The organism is Pseudoxanthomonas kalamensis DSM 18571 (genome assembly GCF_010211745.1).
Lineage (GTDB): Bacteria > Pseudomonadota > Gammaproteobacteria > Xanthomonadales > Xanthomonadaceae > Pseudoxanthomonas_A > Pseudoxanthomonas_A kalamensis.
This window is the reverse complement of sequence record NZ_PDWQ01000007.1, coordinates 50,042-65,258: the sequence shown is the minus strand read 5'-3', so window position 1 is coordinate 65,258 and position 15,217 is coordinate 50,042. Positions and strand designations below refer to the sequence as shown.

The following is a 15,217-nucleotide window of genomic DNA, read 5'->3' as shown; positions in this document are numbered from 1 at the left end:
TTCACTTCCGATGGGCCGGGACGGCGGGGTAGGGGTGACCGGGGCGCCGTCCGCGTTTCGCGCGGGGGCAGGGAAAACAGGAACTTGCGAAGCATCAGGTCACCAGGCGGAGGATGTCGTTGTAGAACGCCAGTCCCATCAAACCGGCAAGCATGGCCAGGCCCAGATACTGCCCGGCGATCATGCTGCGCTCGCTCAACGGGCTGCCCTTGACCAACTCGATAAGGTAATACAGCAGGTGCCCGCCGTCCAAGACCGGGATCGGCAGCAGGTTGATGATGGCCAGGCTCAGCGAGATCGCGGCCAGGAACCACAGGAACCAGTCCACCCCGAGCTTGGCGCTGACGTTGGCCACGCGGGCGATGGTGATGGGGCCGGAGATGTTCTTGACCGAGGCCGCGCCGGTCAGCATGCGGCGGATCATGCCCAGGGTGTCGGAAGCCATCCGGCCGGTCTCGCGGAAGGCGGCGGGGATCGCCGCCAGCGGCCCGTGGCGCAGGGTGGTGTCGTGCGGCTGCTGGATCGCGCGGGTGCCGATACCCAGCCCCAGGTAGGGTTCGCCATTGGCTTGGGTCAGCTGCCGCGGTTGCATCGGGAAGGCGTGGCGCTCACCGTCACGCTCGACCTCGATCATGGCTTCGCCGCCACGCTGCACCAGCGCCGCGACCTGGTCGAGGAAATCCTTCCAGCTGTCGATCCGCTCGCCATCGACCGCGACCACGGTGTCGCCGGGCTGGACCAGGCCCGCGGCCGGCCCCTCGGGCGCAACCGTGTCGACGATCGCCGGCTGCACCCGGTACCACCAATCCAGCCCGGCCAGGGCGACAACATTTTCCTGATCGAAACCGGCCGGCAGCCGCGACAGCGGCAGCTCGCGCAAATAGGTGTCGCCATCGGCCGATTCCACCTTCACCCGCACGTCCTGATGGTCGATCGCGGCCTTGGTCAGCGCGATGGCGGCCTCGCCTGCGGTATCGGTCAGTCGGTCGCCGACCTGCAGCACGCGCTCGCCGCTGCGGAAGCCGGCCTCGGCGGCCAGGCCCTGGGTCTGGCCGATGGTGGCCGAATAGTCCTGCTTGCCGATCACGAACATCGCCCACAGCAGGGCTACGCACAGCAGCAGGTTGGCGATCGGCCCGGCGGCGACCACCGCGATCCGCTGCAGCACCGGCTTGCGGTTGAAGGCCTGGCCGAGCTGGTCGGCGGGCACGTCGCCTTCGTTCTCGTCCAGCATTTTCACGTAGCCGCCCAGCGGCAGCGCGGCGATCGCGAACTCGGTGCCGTGGCGGTCGCGGCGCGACCACAGCGGCTTGCCGAAACCGACCGAGAAGCGCAGTACCTTCACCCCGCAGCGGCGGGCGACCCAGTAGTGGCCGAATTCGTGGAAGGTGACCAGCACTCCCAGCGCCACCAGCATCCACCAGATTGAGCCAGCGATTTCACTCATGCGTGGACAGGGGCGCGATCGATCAGTCGGGAACAGGTTCGGCGGGCCTGCGCATCGGTTTCGAGCAGGGCGTCCAGCGACGGCGCGGCGGTCGCCGGCATCGCCGCAAGCGTCTGTTCGACCAGCGCGGGAATGGCTAGGAAACCTATCCGCCCCTGAAGAAAGGCTGAAACAGCCACTTCGTTGGCGGCATTCAGCACGGCCGGGGCGGTGCCGCCAGCGACCAGCGCCTGCCGCGCCAGTCGCAGGCAGGGGAAGGCGTCGGTGTCCGGGGGCTCGAAATCCAGCCGCCCTTGGGCCAGCAGGTCCAGCCCGGAGACCCCGGATTCGATCCGCTGCGGCCAGCCCAGGCCGACCGCCAGCGCGGTGCGCATGTCCGGCAGGCCCAGCTGGGCCAGGGTGGAGCCGTCGACGAATTCGACCAGGGCATGGACCAGGCTCTGCGGGTGCACCAGCACGTTCAGGCGCGCATCCGGCAGCCCGAACAGGTGGTGGGCCTCGATCACCTCCAGGCCCTTGTTCATCAGCGTGGCCGAATCGACCGAAATCTTCGGGCCCATCGACCAGCGCGGGTGCGCCACTGCCTGCGCCGGGGTGACGGTCTCCAGTTCGGCGCGGGGGCGGCCGCGGAATGGGCCGCCGGAGGCGGTCAGCACGATCCGGCGGACGTCGCCCTGAGCCTGGCGTGAACGCAGGCACTGGAAGATGGCGTTGTGTTCGCTGTCGATCGGCACGATTTCGGCGCCGCTGGTGGCCGCGGCGGCAATGACCAGCTCGCCGGCCAGCACCAGTGATTCCTTGTTGGCCAGCAGCAGGCGCTTGCCGGCGCGGGCGGCGGCCAGGGTCGAAGGCAGGCCAGCGGCACCGACGATGGCGGCGACCACGGTGTCGCAGGCGTCGCTGGCGGCCAGTTCGGCCATCGCCGCTTCGCCGGCATGGGCGAGGGTGGGCAGGCCGGCCTGACGCAAGCCGTCGGCCAGTTCGGCATGGGCGGCCGGATTGGCGATCACCGCATGCGCCGGCCGGTGCTTCACGCACAGGGCCAGAAGCGCTGGCACGTTGCTCCCGGCCGCCAGTACCGCGACCTCGAAGTGCTGCGGATGGCGGGCGATCACGTCCAGCGCGCTGGCGCCGATCGAGCCGGTGGCGCCCAGCACCGCGACCCGGCGGCGGCCGTTGCCGGACTCGACGGTAGCGACGGCGGCGGTCACAAGCCCAGCAGCTCCTTGCCGATGGCGAACACCGGCAGTGCAGCCAGCACCCCGTCCAGGCGGTCCAGCACGCCACCGTGGCCCGGGATCAGCTGGCCCGAATCCTTGACCCCGGCGTGGCGCTTGAGCAGGCTCTCGAACAGGTCGCCGATCACCGAGAACAGCGCGGTGACCGCGGCCAGCAGGGCCACGGCCGGCATCTGCGCCGCGCTGGCGCCACACAGCGCCGCCAGCAACAGGCCGACCACGATGGCGGTCAGCAGGCCGCCGAGCAGGCCTTCCAGGGTCTTGTTCGGACTGATCCGCGGCGCCAGCCGGCGGCTGCCGAACCACTGGCCGCCGAACTTCATCCCGGCGAAATAGGCGCCGCTGTCGGCGGCCCAGACGATCGCCAGCGCGGTCAGCAGCCACAGGTGGCCTTCGCGCACCGGCCCCCACAGCGGCTGCGGGTCCTGTGCGTGGATCAGCGCCAGTGCGCACCAGGCCGGCAGGATCGCCAGCGTGCCTGCCGCCAGCTTGAACGCCCGCGCCCAGGTCTCGTGGTTGGAGGCGAAGCCGTAGCCGCGCAGCCACAGCAGGGCCAGCAGCCACCATCCCACGCCGACCAGGGCGACGATCTGCAGCAGCACCAGCGACCCGGCCGAAGCCCAGACCAGCAGGGCCATCAGCAGCGCATTGGCCGCCAGCAGCACGGTGCGCGACAGGGTGTCGTCGATCTCGGCCAGGCGGAACCATTCCCACAGCGCCAATAGCAGGGCGACGGCGGCCAGTGCGGCCAGCCAGGCGGTCGGCAGCAGCAGGATCGCGGCGATCGCGAACGGCGCCATGACCAGTGCGGCCAGTACGCGGGTACGGGTCATGCGGGAGTTCCTTCGCGGTTCTGCGCCAGCTGGGCGCCGGTCAGGCCGAAGCGGCGCTCGCGTCCGGCGAAGTCGTCCAGCGCCTGTTGCAGCACCGAGGCGTCCAGGTCCGGCCACAGGGTTTCGGTGAACCACAACTCGGTGTAGGCCAGCTGCCACAGCAGGAAGTTGCTGATGCGGTGGTCGCCGCCGGTGCGGATGAACAGGTCCGGCGCGGGCAGGTCGGCCAGCGCGGTGCGCGCATCGACGGCGGCCTCGTCGATATCCTCGACGCGCAGCCGGCCGCCGGCGACCTCGGCGGCCAGCGCGCGCGCGGCCGCGGCGATGTCCTGGCGGCCACCGTAGCTGGCGGCAATGGCCAGGGTCAGTCGCGCATTGCCGGCGGTCAGCGCTTCGGCGGCGGCCATGCGTTCGCGGATCGGTGCGGCGAAGCGTTCGCGTTCGCCGATGAAGCGCACCCGCACCCCGCGCCGGTGCAGTTCGTCCACTTCGCGTTCCAGCGCGTTGAGGAACAGCTTCATCAGCGCGCCGACTTCCTCTTCCGGCCGTTTCCAGTTTTCGCTGGAGAAGGCGAACAGGGTCAGCACCTCGATCCCGCGCTGCAGGCAGAAGTCGATGCAGACATTGACCGCACGCGCGCCGGCACGGTGGCCGATCATGCGCGGGCGGTGGCGGCGTTCGGCCCAGCGGCCGTTGCCGTCCATGATCACGGCCAGGTGGCGCGGGATGACGATATCGGGCATGGAGGCGGTCGGTGCGTCGCGGGCTGCTGCGGCCCGGTTCAGACCGCCATCAGCTCCTGTTCCTTGGCCTTGACCACATCGTCGACGTCCTTGATCGCCTTGTCGGTGATCTTCTGCACGTCGTCTTCGCCGCGGCGCACTTCGTCCTCGGTGACCGACTTTTCCTTCAGCAGGTCCTTGATCTGCTGATTGGCGTCGCGGCGGATGTTGCGGATGGCGACCTTGGTTTCCTCGCCTTCGCCATGCACGACCTTGGACAGCTCGCGGCGGCGTTCTTCGGTCAGCGGCGGCAGGTTCAGGCGGATCGTGGTGCCGGCGGTGTTGGGGGTCAGTCCCAGGTCGGAACCGAGGATGGCCTTCTCGATCGGCGCCACCATGGTCTTGTCCCACGGGGTGATAGTCAGCGAGCGGCTGTCGCTGACCGCGACCGAGGCCACCTGCGACAACGGCGCGTCGCTGCCGTAGGCGTTGACCCGGATGGTGTCGACCAGGCCGGTGGAGGCGCGGCCGGTGCGGATCTTGACCAGATTGTGGCGCAGCGCCTCGATGCTCTTGCCCATGCGCGCCTGCGCATCACTCTTGATTTCGTTGATCATGCCCGTTTCCGCACTGCTGACGTAATCGCGGGATTATAGGCGAACCCCACCGGAAGCGGGCCCGGCACCGGTTTGCCGCCGGGTCGGGTTCAGTGCGCGTGCGGCGCAGCATCGTGCAGATCGTGCGCGCAATGGCCGCCGTGTTCGATCTGCAGGGTCGGGTGATTGATGCCGAAGCGCTGTTCCAGCGCCCGGGTCGCGGCATCGATGAAACTGTCGTGGTCGTCGGTCGAGGGTCGGATCAGATGCGCGGTCAGGGCGATTTCGCCGGCGCCCAGCGGCCAGATGTGCAGGTGGTGGACCGTTTGCACGCCCGGTTGCGCGACCAGGAAGGCTTCGACCTCGGCGTGGTCCAGACCGCCCGGCACTGCATCCATGGCGGCGTTGAAGCTGTCGCGCAGCAGGCCGAAGGTGCCGACCGCGATCACCACGCCGACCAGTACCGCGGTCAGCGGGTCCAGCCACGACCAGCCGAAAGCCAGCATGCCGGCGCCGGCCAGCACCGCGGCCAGCGAGACCGCGGCGTCGGCCATCAGGTGCAGGAAGGCGCCGCGCTTGTTGAGGTCGTGGCTGTGGCCGTCGCGCATCAACCAGGCCGCGCCCAGATTGACGGCGATGCCGATCGCGGCGACCACGATCACCGGCAGGGCGGGAATCGACGGTGGCGCGCTGAAGCGGCGGATCGCCTCCCAGCCCAGCGCGCCGGAGAACACCATCAGCAGGATGGCGTTGGCCAGCGGCGACAGCAGGGTGGCCCGCCGCCAGCCATAGGTGTGCCGCGGCGTCGGCTGGCGCTTGGCCAGCACCGCGGCCCCCCAGGCCAGGCCAAGGCCGAGCACGTCGCCGAGGTTGTGCAGGGCGTCCGACAGCAATGCCAGCGAATTGGTCCAGAAGCCGTAGCCGGCTTCCAGTGCGGTGTAGGCCAGATTGATCAGGGTGACCGCGGCGAAGGCGCGCGTGGCCGAGCCGTGCGCGTGGCCGTGGTGTCCGTGATGCGAATGTCCCATGCGCTCAGCATGCCGCCGAGACGCAGCGGACACAATCACAGGGAGATGCGAAGCCGCCGGCGCGAAAGCCGGGAAAAGAGCGCTGGCTCAGCCGCGGCCCTTGACCAGGGTGCCGATGGCCTCGCCCTGCAGGATGCGCTTCAGCGCGCCGGGCTGGTCCATGTCGAAGATGCGCAGCGGCATGTCGCTGTCGCGGCACAGGGCGAAGGCGGCGGTGTCCATGACCTGCAGGTTGCGGGCGATGACTTCGTCGTAGCTCAAGCTGTCGAAGCGCTTGGCGTCGGGCACCTTTTTCGGATCGGCATCGTAGACGCCGTCGACCTTGGTGGCCTTCAGCAGCAGGTCGGCGCCGATCTCGATCGCGCGCAGCGCCGCGCCGGAATCGGTGGTGAAGAACGGGTTGCCGGTACCGGCGGCGAAGATGGCGATGCGGCCCTTTTCCAGATGGCGGATCGCGCGCCGGCGGATGTAGTCCTCGCACACGTCGTTGATCTTGATCGCGCTCATCACCCGCACCCGCGCGCCCAGCTTCTCCAGCGCGTCCTGCATGGCCAGCGCGTTGATCACCGTGGCCAGCATGCCCATCTGGTCGCCGGTCACCCGGTCCATGCCGCCGGCGGCCAGTCCGGCGCCGCGGAAGATGTTGCCGCCGCCGATGACCAAGGCCACTTCGGCCCCGGCCTGCTGTACCTCGATGATTTCCCGCGCCAGCCGACCGATGACCTTGGGGTCGATGCCGTAGTCCTCGTTGCCCATCAACGCCTCGCCGGACAACTTGAGCAGGACGCGGCGATAGGCGAGGGGGGAGTTCATGGTCGGCCCGGTGCGGTTTGGATGCGCAATTCTAGCCGAGCGCCGGGGGCAGCGTCAGCTGGCGGGTTCGTAGACGGCGTACAGCTTGCGCGCCGGTTCCAGCACTTCCCACACGCCGCAGTAGCCGGCCGGGATGACGAAGCTGTCGCCGGCGGCGAGCACGACTTCGTCGCCGTCGTCGGCCGTCATCCGCACGCGGCCGGACAGCAGGTGGCAGAACTCGTGCTCGCTGTACTGCACACGCCAGGCGCCGGGATCGCCTTCCCAGACGCCGCAGTGGAAGGCATTGCCGGGGTCGGAATAGAGGTTGGCGACGGCCTGCTGCGGGCGTCCGGAAAGCAGCCGCTCGGGCGCGACGGCCTCGCGTGCGGCATCGTCGGCATGGTGCGGGATGCGGGTGATCGAAGGCATGGGCGACTCCCTGTCGGAACGGCCGCCACTATGCGGGCGGGCGACGCGGGCTGTCCATCTGCCTCAGGCCAGTGGCGGAAAAGCGAAAGGCCGCGGTTTCCCGCGGCCTTTCCGGTGCATCCGTCGTTGCGACGATCAGACCTGCATCGCCTTGGCGACTTCGGCGGCGTAATCCTCGACCACCTTCTCGATGCCTTCGCCCACGGCCAGGCGCTGGAAGCCGACCACGTCGGCACCGGCGGCCTTGACCGCGGCTTCGACGGTCTGGTTGGTATCCAGCACGTACGGCTGGCCGTACAAGGTGACCTCGTTGACGATCTTGTTGATCTTGCCGCTGATGATCTTCTCGAGGATGTCGGCCGGCTTGTTCTTGTCCTTGTCGGACATCTTGGCCAGCTCGATTTCCTTTTCCTTGGCCACGAACTCGGCCGGCACGTCGGAAGCCTTGTTGTGCGGTGGGTTCATCGCTGCCACGTGCATGGCCAGGCCGCGGGCCAGTTCGGCGTCGCCGCCGGCCAGCTCGACCAGCACGCCGATCTTGCCGCCGTGGACGTAGGCGGCCACGTTGTTGCTGCTCTGGATGCGGACCAGGCGGCGGATCTGCATGTTCTCGCCCAGCTTGGCGATGGCAGCGGCGCGTGCTTCCTCGACTGTCTCGCCGGAAGCCAGCTTGGCTGCCTTCAGCGCTTCGACGTCGGCGGCGCCGGAGGCCAGCGCGGCCTGGGCGACGGCATCGGTGAACGCCTTGAAGTTGGCGTCGTTGGCGACGAAGTCGGTTTCGGAGTTGATCTCGACCAGCACGGCGGTGCCGCCGTCCTGGGCCACGGCGATGCGGCCCTCGGCGGCCACGCGGCCGGCCTTCTTGTCGGCCTTGGCCAGACCGGACTTGCGCAGCGCCTCGGCGGCGGCGTCGATGTCGCCGTTGCTTTCGGTGAGTGCCTTCTTGCACTCCATCATGCCGGCGCCGGTGCGCTCGCGCAGTTCCTTGACCAGGGAAGCGGTGATTTCAGCCATGGGTAAACCTCGAATTGAAATGCGATTGGGCGGGACGTGCCCGCCATGTCGGTTGCCCGGACCCGCAGTCCGGGAAAGGGCAGCCGCGCAGTCTGGCGCGGCTGCGTTGCGCGCCGGTTACTCGGCGGCCGGAGCCTCGGCGGCTTCCGCAGTGTCGCTGCCGGCGTCGTCGGCCTTGGCGGCGGCCTTCTTCGCCGGCGCCTTGCGCGCCGGACGGCGGGCGGGCTTGTCCTCGCCGGACTCGGCGAAGTCTTCCTCGCGCACGCTGGCGGCGTTCGGAGCAGCGGCCTTGCCTTCCAGCACGGCATCGGCGGCGGCGCGGGCATACAGCTGCACGGCGCGGATGGCGTCGTCGTTGCCGGGGATGGCGTAGTCGACCAGGGCCGGGTCGTAGTTGCTGTCGACCACGGCGACCACCGGGATGCCGAGCTTCTTGGCTTCGCTGATGGCGATGTCTTCATGGCCGATGTCGATGACGAACAGTGCGTCCGGCAGGCGGTTCATGTCCTTGATGCCGCCCAGCGAGGCTTCCAGCTTGTCGCGCTCACGGCGCAGGCCCAGCACTTCGTGCTTGACCAGCTTGTCGAAGGTGCCGTCGGTTTCGGCCGACTCCAGTTCCTTCAGGCGCGCCACCGACTTCTTCACCGTGGCGAAGTTGGTCAGGGTGCCGCCCAGCCAGCGCTGGGTCATGAACGGCATGCCGCAACGCTCGGCCTCTTCCTTGATCGCCTCGCGCGCGCTGCGCTTGGTGCCGACGAACAGGATGGTGCCGCGCTTCTGGGCGACGCCGGAGAGGAAGTTCATCGCGTCGTTGAACAGCGGGACGGTCTTTTCCAGATTGATGATGTGGATTTTGCCGCGGGCGCCGAAGATGTACGGTGCCATCTTGGGGTTCCAGTAGCGGGTCTGGTGGCCGAAATGGACGCCGGCTTCCAGCATCTGGCGCATGGTGATCTGGGGCATTGCAGTACTCCTGATGGGGAATCGCCCGGGCGCGGCAGGCTTGGTTGAGCCGCGCAAGGGAGTGTCCGCCAGGGCGGGCACGACGATTCCGGGGTTGGGCCTCCCCATCGCTTCCGTGACCGAACCCGTTGATTTTTCTGGAAATATCCCAGAAGTCTCGGGGCACCCCGGCACGGGTGGTGGCGATGGGTGTGTATTCGCCGGTGACGTCCGGCGTGGACGTGCCTGACGGGTTGCCCCGCAAAGCCGCGGAATTATAGCCCGCCGCCGCCGCCGCCGGCAATCCGGGGTCAGTAGACCAGGGTGACGGTGATGGTGTCGGTATAAGTGCCGGAGACGGCGGCCTGCGCCGGCACCCGCCCGTACACGGTCAGCGTCTGGGTGGCGCCGTTGCCGGAGCCATCCACGTCGCTGCCGTTGTTGTTGCCCCAGCGCTGTGTGCGGGCGGCGTTGCGGTAGAGATTGTAGGTGACGAAGTTGCCGCCGGAGGCCATCCGCCGGGTGTTTCCGGTCGCGTGGTTGCCGTTGTCCAGCCGCACCTGCCAGCTGGTGCCGACCGGGCACTCCAGTTGGATGGTCGAGGTCTGATCGACGTTGCCGGTCAGCGCCGGGGCGGTGCCGAAATCCATGTCGCTGGCTACCACGATATGGCAGGTGTTGGCGAAGGTGGCAGCGACCCCGGTGTAGTAGCTCACGATGCCCGAACCCGAGCCGCCGCCGGACAGACATTCGGCGACGCTGGGAGCAGAGACGCTGAACGGCCAGATTGTTGCGTTGTAGCTGTAGCGCAGCTGCGAATTGCTGATCTGGCTTGCGTAGGCGTAGGCGGCCGGCAGGCTCTGGCCTGCATGCGCCCGCCCGTAGATCGGCAGCGTGCCGTTGCTTTCCTGGTAGGCAAGTCCCGATATCGAGAAGGTGGAACTGTAGGTCGGGTAGCCGCTGCCGTAGGGGCCGATGATCTGCGTGCGCGCGGCGTCGGAGTACAGGTCGTAGGCCATCTGGCCGCCGTTGTAGTTGGTCAGCCAGCGCGGGTTGACACCGGGAATCGGGCTGCCTTCGGGGATGAACAGGCATACGCGATAGGCGGCATTGAGCAGCCCGGGTTTGGAGCAGGTGAAGCCGAGCGTGTTCGAAGTGTCCTTGCCGGCCGAAGTGACCGTGCCGAAATCGATGCTCATGCTGCCATTGATCCAGCAGCTCTGCGCGGCGGCTGGACGCGGCGCCAGCACCAGCGCGCACAGGGCCAGCACGGCCAGCAGCCATGCGCGGACCGGCAAGGCGCGGCTGGCGGGGTGGGTTTCGGAATGCAGGGATTCGGTGTTCATCGGCAGGTCAACTCGCCCAGATCGATCATGCCCGCGGCATCGTCGGCCATGTCGGGCAGGGTAGCAGTGCAGCGGTTTTCGGCGGTGCCTACCAGCAATCGCGCACCGCTTGGCGGGTTGCGCAGGTAGACGATGCCGTCCTGGCCGACTACGGTGACGGCCTGGTCGCCGGCGCCGACGATCCGCACCGGGCTGCCGGCGGCGATCGGCTTGCCGCTGACATCGTTCAGGACCAGGGTGATCGAACGTGTGCGCTGCATCGGGAACTCGATCAGGCTGCCGCTGCGGCTGGCCGGCACCGCCTGCAGGCGGGTGGTTTCGATCTCCATGTCCGCGGGCAACTGCATCGGGTCGATCGACAGCAGGTTGTCCTGCCAGGCATTGAGCCGATTGATCAACAACAGGCCGTTCTTGTCGGTGTGGCCGATCAGGCGGTTTTCCAGCTTGACCGGCACGTCGGCCACGCCGGCGGTCGACACCAGGGCGAAGGCGTCGTCGACCCGGCGCATGGCCTGCAAATGGCCGCCCATCAGGACCAGGCCGCCGTTGGCGCTGGCGTAGTAGGTGGTGGTCGAATCCGCGTTGCCGCTGCCTTGCCAGTAGTAGAAGCCGGCGTTCCATTGCCCGTAGCGGCCGAGCTGGCTGACCTGTGCCTGTCCGCCGGCGTTGTCGCCAACCGTGCCTTGCGCGCGCCAGCCCCAGCCGCCTTCGTCGCTGGGGACGGAGCGGTTGATCTCGGCGGTCAGGCTGTCGCTGTTCGGCGCATGGCGTGCGCTGGCCGAAACCGAGGTGCGGCGATCCAGCGGCATCGACCAGAACAGGTAGTAGCTGTCGCCGTCGCGATCCTCAAGGTCGCGGTTGAAGCTGAAATTGAGCGAGCCGTTGCCGGGCAGGCTGCGCGACCAGGTCAGGCTGGCGAAGCGGCTGGGATCGGCGTCCGGGTACTCCTGCCTAACCAGGCTGGCGCCCCACTGGCCCATCCGGGTCGACAGGCCCAGATAGATCTGGTCGGTCCTGCGCGCCAGCAGCGAGCCTTCCAGGCTGGCCACGTCGCGGAAATCGCGGCTGCGACGCAGGCTGTGCGCGTACAGGTTGAAGCGGCTGGAATTCCATTGGTAGCTGGCGCCGGCCATGCGGCCCTGTTCGCCGGCGTGGCGACTGCCGGCCAGCGCCACGCCGAACACGCCGCCACGCTGGCCGAGCAGCCAGTTGCCGCCGGCGCCGGCCATCTGCAGGCCTTCCACCGCTTCGGCATGGCCTTCCATCGTGAAGTCGTCGGTCACGCCGTAGCGCCCGCTGGCGCTGAGCATCGGCTGGCCGGCATAGGAAAACGAACGCAGACCGTATTCGCGGCGTACCGTGCCCAGATCCAGCGACCAGTCGGACAGGCCTGCTTGCAGCAGTTGCGGAGTGCCGTACAGGTTGAAGTCCACGACCCGGGCCTGGCCGTTGATGTCGGTGATCACCATCTGCGCCTGGCCGGTGCCGTTCAGCGCCGGCGCCGAATCGATCTGGAACTGGCCGGGACGGACCTGCTGGCTGGATTGCTTCAGGCCGTTGATGTACAGGTCGACGGTGGAAGGCAGGGCGGCTTCGCCGAGGAACGAGGCCAGTGGGGTGGTGATGCGATAGGGCTGCAGGCTGAAGTTGCGGGCCAGCCGGATGCCGCCGATGCGGGTGGCGCGCGACCAGGCGACCGCGCCGGTCAGGCTGTCGCCGACCGTCAGCGACAGCATGCGGTCGGGGAAGTCGATCTGCCAGAATGTGTCCAGCCGGACCGACTCGTGGCGGCTGTCACGGCCGTCGACGCTGTCCATGCGCAGGCTCTGGGTGTTGCTCCAGACGCCCGGGCCCAGGCCGAACAGTCGAAGTTCGTTCCAGCCGCTGACCGAGCGGTAGCCGTCGCCATCCTGTGCGTACAGATCGTAGTTCAGGATCAGGCCGGGCCGTTGCGTGGCCGGATCGATCTGCGGCACCTCGGGCTGCCGGTATCCGAGCTGAGCGGGCGCGGCCGACAGCATGTCCACCGGCGCGGTCAGGCGGATGCGCTGGGCGGCGGGGTCGTATTCGGCCTGCAGGCCCGGCAGGTCGTCGAGTGCGACCAGACCGTTCGCGGTCGTGCTGCTCGGCCAGGACAGGCCGAGGTTGCGCAGCGTGGCGGCGCTGGCGTAGAAGCGGTCGCCACGCTGGACGAAGCGGGCCAGTTGCCCGGTGGCGGCCTGGTTCAGCACCACTTCCAGATACAACTCGGTATCGTCCGTGCGCAGGCCGTCGTCGTCGAAGCTGCCATCGACGATGCTGCTGCCGTTGTCGGCCAGGGTCAGGCCGCTGGCGTGCGTGCCCGTCGCAAGCGCGGTCGCGTCGGCCTGCGCACCGTACAGCAGGCACGACAGCACGATTCCCGGCAAGGAGAGCTCAAGGCGTGGTTTCGGGCAACGGCAGGATTTGTTCTTCACGGTCGTTGTTGAACATCGCCTTGAATGCGCCGCCCGGGCGTACGGTGTCCGGCAGCTCGAGCGGCCATTGCATGCGTTGCCCGGCCAGCACGTAGCCGACCAGTCCGGGGACCAGCGACACTCGGCTGCCGTCGCGGTTGACGTAGCTGAGCTGGCTGATTCGCGCGCGGGTGTTGCCGCCGTTCGCCACTTCCAGCGTACCGTCGGCAATCCGTGCCGACAGCGGCGAAGTATCGTATGGCTGGTGCGGCCCGATGGCGGCGATCGCCGGCGTCCGTCCCGGTTGCAGGACGAAGACCGGGACCGAATAGCGCAGCAGGAATTGCAGGCCGCCGTTCGACTCGGCTTCCGCATCGGGCAGTTCGTCTACCAATAGTCGATAGGACAGCTCCGAGCCTGGCGCCTGCGGTTGCGGACGGATGATGCGGACCAGTTGCCGCTGGCCCGGCGCGATCTCCAGGATCGGCGGGCTGGCCAGCAGTTCGCGGGTCGGCGTCAACTGGTCGCTGCCGTCGGTCTGCGACCACTGCATCACCCGGACCTGGGCACGGATCGGTGCCTGCCCGGTGTTGCTCAGCCACAGGCCCTGCGCCTGCTCATCCGCCGGAAATTCCAGCAGGATCGGCGCGACCTGCAGGCTGGCGGCCGACAGTACCGGTGCGAACAATGCACAGGTCGCAGTCAGCAGACCGGTCAGACCGATGCGCAACGGCCAGCGGATCAGCGCTGGCCGTTGCTGTCGAGCGGCGACGGAGCTCATTCGGCTCAGTAGATGACCGTGGCGGTGACGGTGTCGAGATAGGTGCCGGTCGGGTAGTTGGTCGAAGGCACACGACCGTAGACGGTATAGGCCTGGTCGGCGGCGGTACCGGTGCCGGAGACCGTGTCGGTATTCAACGTGTTGCCCCAGAGAACGGTACGGCCGTTGTCGCTGTACAGGTTATAGGGAACGAAGATGCCGCCGTTCGCCATGCGACGCTGGGTGGCGAGGGCGTTCTGACCGTTGTCCAGACCGATCTGATACGGGGTGCCGTTCGAGCAGTTGACGGTGATGGTGCCGGTGGCATCGGCCGGAGCGCCGGTGGAACGGGTATGGGTGCCGAAATCGATGTCGGTCGGTGCGACGGTCGAGATGTCGCAGGACTCGGTGATGACGATCTGCACCTGGAAGGTAGCGGTATCGGTAGCGGCATGGGCACTGCCGGCAACGCCCGCGGCAATCAGGGCGGTGGCGATCAGGCTGGTCTTGAACACGTTCATGAAAAGTCCTTGGAGATGTGGTTCAGGGAGTTGGCAACTGGAAGCCGGTCGGAAAGCGCCGGGTGATCGGGTGTACGCACGGACCATGCCAACTTTTCGTTGAACTGCATCCCGCATCAAACATGCAGGAGAACGCGTGCAAAGTGTTATGGCAGTCACGGATTTGGCGGTGGTTGATCGTGGCCGGCGGGAAGGCGATGCGCTAGCAACTGCCTCATTTTGTCACATTATGGCGGGCGCGCCGTTCGACCATGGTCTGTGCCATGGACGGGTCGAACGGGGGTGGAATCCGCATTCCGTTCAGGTTGGGTCGAAATCGACGATAATCAGCAAATGTCGATACAACTGAAAACCCCACAGGAAATCGAGCACATGCGCGTCGCCGGCCGTTTGGCCGCCGAAGTGCTGCAGGTCGTCGCCCCGTACGTGAAGCCGGGCGTGACCACCGAGGAGCTCGACCAGGTCTGCCACGACCACATCGTCAACGTGCAGGGCGCGATCCCGGCCAACGTCGGTTACCGTGGTTTCCCGAAGACGGTCTGCACCTCGGTCAACAACGTGATCTGCCACGGCATCCCCAACGTTGGCAAGGTGCTGAAGGACGGCGACATCGTCAACATCGACGTCACCGTCATCAAGGACGGCTGGCACGGCGACACCAGCCGCATGTACTACGTCGGTACGCCGTCGGTGATGGCCAGGCGGTTGGTCGAAGTCACCCGCGAGGCGATGTTCCGCGGCATTCGCACGGTGAAGCCGGGAGCAACGCTGGGCGACGTGGGCCACGCCATCCAGCAGTACGCGGAATCCGAGCGCTTCTCGGTCGTGCGCGAGTATTGCGGTCACGGCATCGGCACGGTCTACCACGACGAGCCGCAAGTCCTGCATTACGGTCGCCCCGGCGAGGGCGTGGTGCTGAAGCCGGGCATGACCTTCACCATCGAGCCGATGATCAACGAAGGCAGCCGCCATACCCGCACGCTGCCGGATGGCTGGACCGTGGTCACCAAGGACCGCAAGCTGTCGGCGCAGTGGGAACACACGGTGGCGGTGACCGAGGATGGCGTCGAAATCCTGACCCGGCTGCCGGGCGACGACAACGATCTCTGAT

General features: G+C 67.8%; 15 protein-coding genes. 1 reads left to right on the top strand and 14 read right to left on the bottom strand.

Annotated elements, in window-relative coordinates; genetic code table 11:
* Positions 1-94 precede the first annotated feature (94 nt).
* From rseP to CSC70_RS13170, 14 genes are all read right to left on the bottom strand, one after another.
* The gene (gene rseP, locus CSC70_RS13235) at positions 95-1,447 is read right to left on the bottom strand and encodes an RIP metalloprotease RseP (protein ID WP_162457121.1); all 1,353 of its coding nucleotides are present in this window, start codon (positions 1,445-1,447) and stop codon (positions 95-97) included.
* Entirely contained in the window at positions 1,444-2,658 is a 1,215-nt protein-coding gene (locus CSC70_RS13230) for a 1-deoxy-D-xylulose-5-phosphate reductoisomerase (protein WP_162457120.1), read from the bottom strand. The genes rseP and CSC70_RS13230 overlap by 4 nt, the downstream gene beginning before the upstream one ends.
* Entirely contained in the window at positions 2,655-3,518 is an 864-nt protein-coding gene (locus tag CSC70_RS13225; RefSeq protein ID WP_162457119.1) for a phosphatidate cytidylyltransferase, read from the bottom strand. Before CSC70_RS13225 ends, CSC70_RS13230 begins: the two co-directional genes overlap by 4 nt.
* A complete protein-coding gene (uppS, locus tag CSC70_RS13220) occupies positions 3,515-4,261 on the bottom strand; it encodes a polyprenyl diphosphate synthase (RefSeq protein WP_162457118.1) in 747 nt (248 codons plus the stop codon). The genes CSC70_RS13225 and uppS overlap by 4 nt, the downstream gene beginning before the upstream one ends.
* Positions 4,262-4,299: 38 nt before the next feature.
* A complete protein-coding gene (gene frr / locus CSC70_RS13215; protein ID WP_162457117.1) occupies positions 4,300-4,857 on the bottom strand; it encodes a ribosome recycling factor in 558 nt (185 codons plus the stop codon).
* 89 nt (positions 4,858-4,946) lie between these two features.
* Complete coding sequence (locus CSC70_RS13210; protein ID WP_162457116.1) at positions 4,947-5,864, bottom strand: cation diffusion facilitator family transporter; 918 nt, start codon at positions 5,862-5,864, stop codon at positions 4,947-4,949.
* Between the two features lie 87 nt (positions 5,865-5,951).
* Positions 5,952-6,677 carry a UMP kinase gene (gene pyrH, locus CSC70_RS13205; RefSeq protein ID WP_162457115.1) on the bottom strand — a complete coding sequence of 242 codons (726 nt, stop codon included), beginning with the start codon at positions 6,675-6,677 and terminating at the stop codon, positions 5,952-5,954.
* A gap of 54 nt (positions 6,678-6,731) precedes the next feature.
* Positions 6,732-7,088 (bottom strand): cupin domain-containing protein, encoded by a 357-nt coding sequence (locus tag CSC70_RS13200; RefSeq protein ID WP_162457114.1) that lies wholly within the window; start codon positions 7,086-7,088, stop codon positions 6,732-6,734.
* 135 nt (positions 7,089-7,223) lie between these two features.
* Positions 7,224-8,102: a translation elongation factor Ts gene (gene tsf, locus CSC70_RS13195; RefSeq protein WP_162457113.1), complete on the bottom strand. Its 879-nt coding sequence runs from the start codon at positions 8,100-8,102 to the stop codon at positions 7,224-7,226.
* A gap of 117 nt (positions 8,103-8,219) precedes the next feature.
* On the bottom strand, positions 8,220-9,065 hold the full coding sequence (rpsB, locus tag CSC70_RS13190; protein ID WP_162457112.1) for a 30S ribosomal protein S2: 846 nt from the start codon (positions 9,063-9,065) through the stop codon (positions 8,220-8,222).
* Between the two features lie 290 nt (positions 9,066-9,355).
* Positions 9,356-10,390: a Csu type fimbrial protein gene (locus CSC70_RS13185; RefSeq protein ID WP_162457111.1), complete on the bottom strand. Its 1,035-nt coding sequence runs from the start codon at positions 10,388-10,390 to the stop codon at positions 9,356-9,358.
* A complete protein-coding gene (locus CSC70_RS13180) occupies positions 10,387-12,798 on the bottom strand; it encodes a fimbria/pilus outer membrane usher protein (RefSeq protein WP_162457110.1) in 2,412 nt (803 codons plus the stop codon). The genes CSC70_RS13185 and CSC70_RS13180 overlap by 4 nt, the downstream gene beginning before the upstream one ends.
* Positions 12,799-12,805: 7 nt before the next feature.
* A complete protein-coding gene (locus tag CSC70_RS13175) occupies positions 12,806-13,606 on the bottom strand; it encodes a fimbrial biogenesis chaperone (protein ID WP_162457109.1) in 801 nt (266 codons plus the stop codon).
* Positions 13,607-13,611: 5 nt separating this feature from the next.
* A complete protein-coding gene (locus CSC70_RS13170; RefSeq protein ID WP_162457108.1) occupies positions 13,612-14,106 on the bottom strand; it encodes a Csu type fimbrial protein in 495 nt (164 codons plus the stop codon).
* Positions 14,107-14,439: 333 nt separating this feature from the next.
* On the opposite strand from CSC70_RS13170, the gene map reads away from it, so the two are divergent.
* Complete coding sequence (map, locus tag CSC70_RS13165; RefSeq protein ID WP_162457107.1) at positions 14,440-15,216, top strand: type I methionyl aminopeptidase; 777 nt, start codon at positions 14,440-14,442, stop codon at positions 15,214-15,216.
* Position 15,217: the final 1 nt, after the last annotated feature.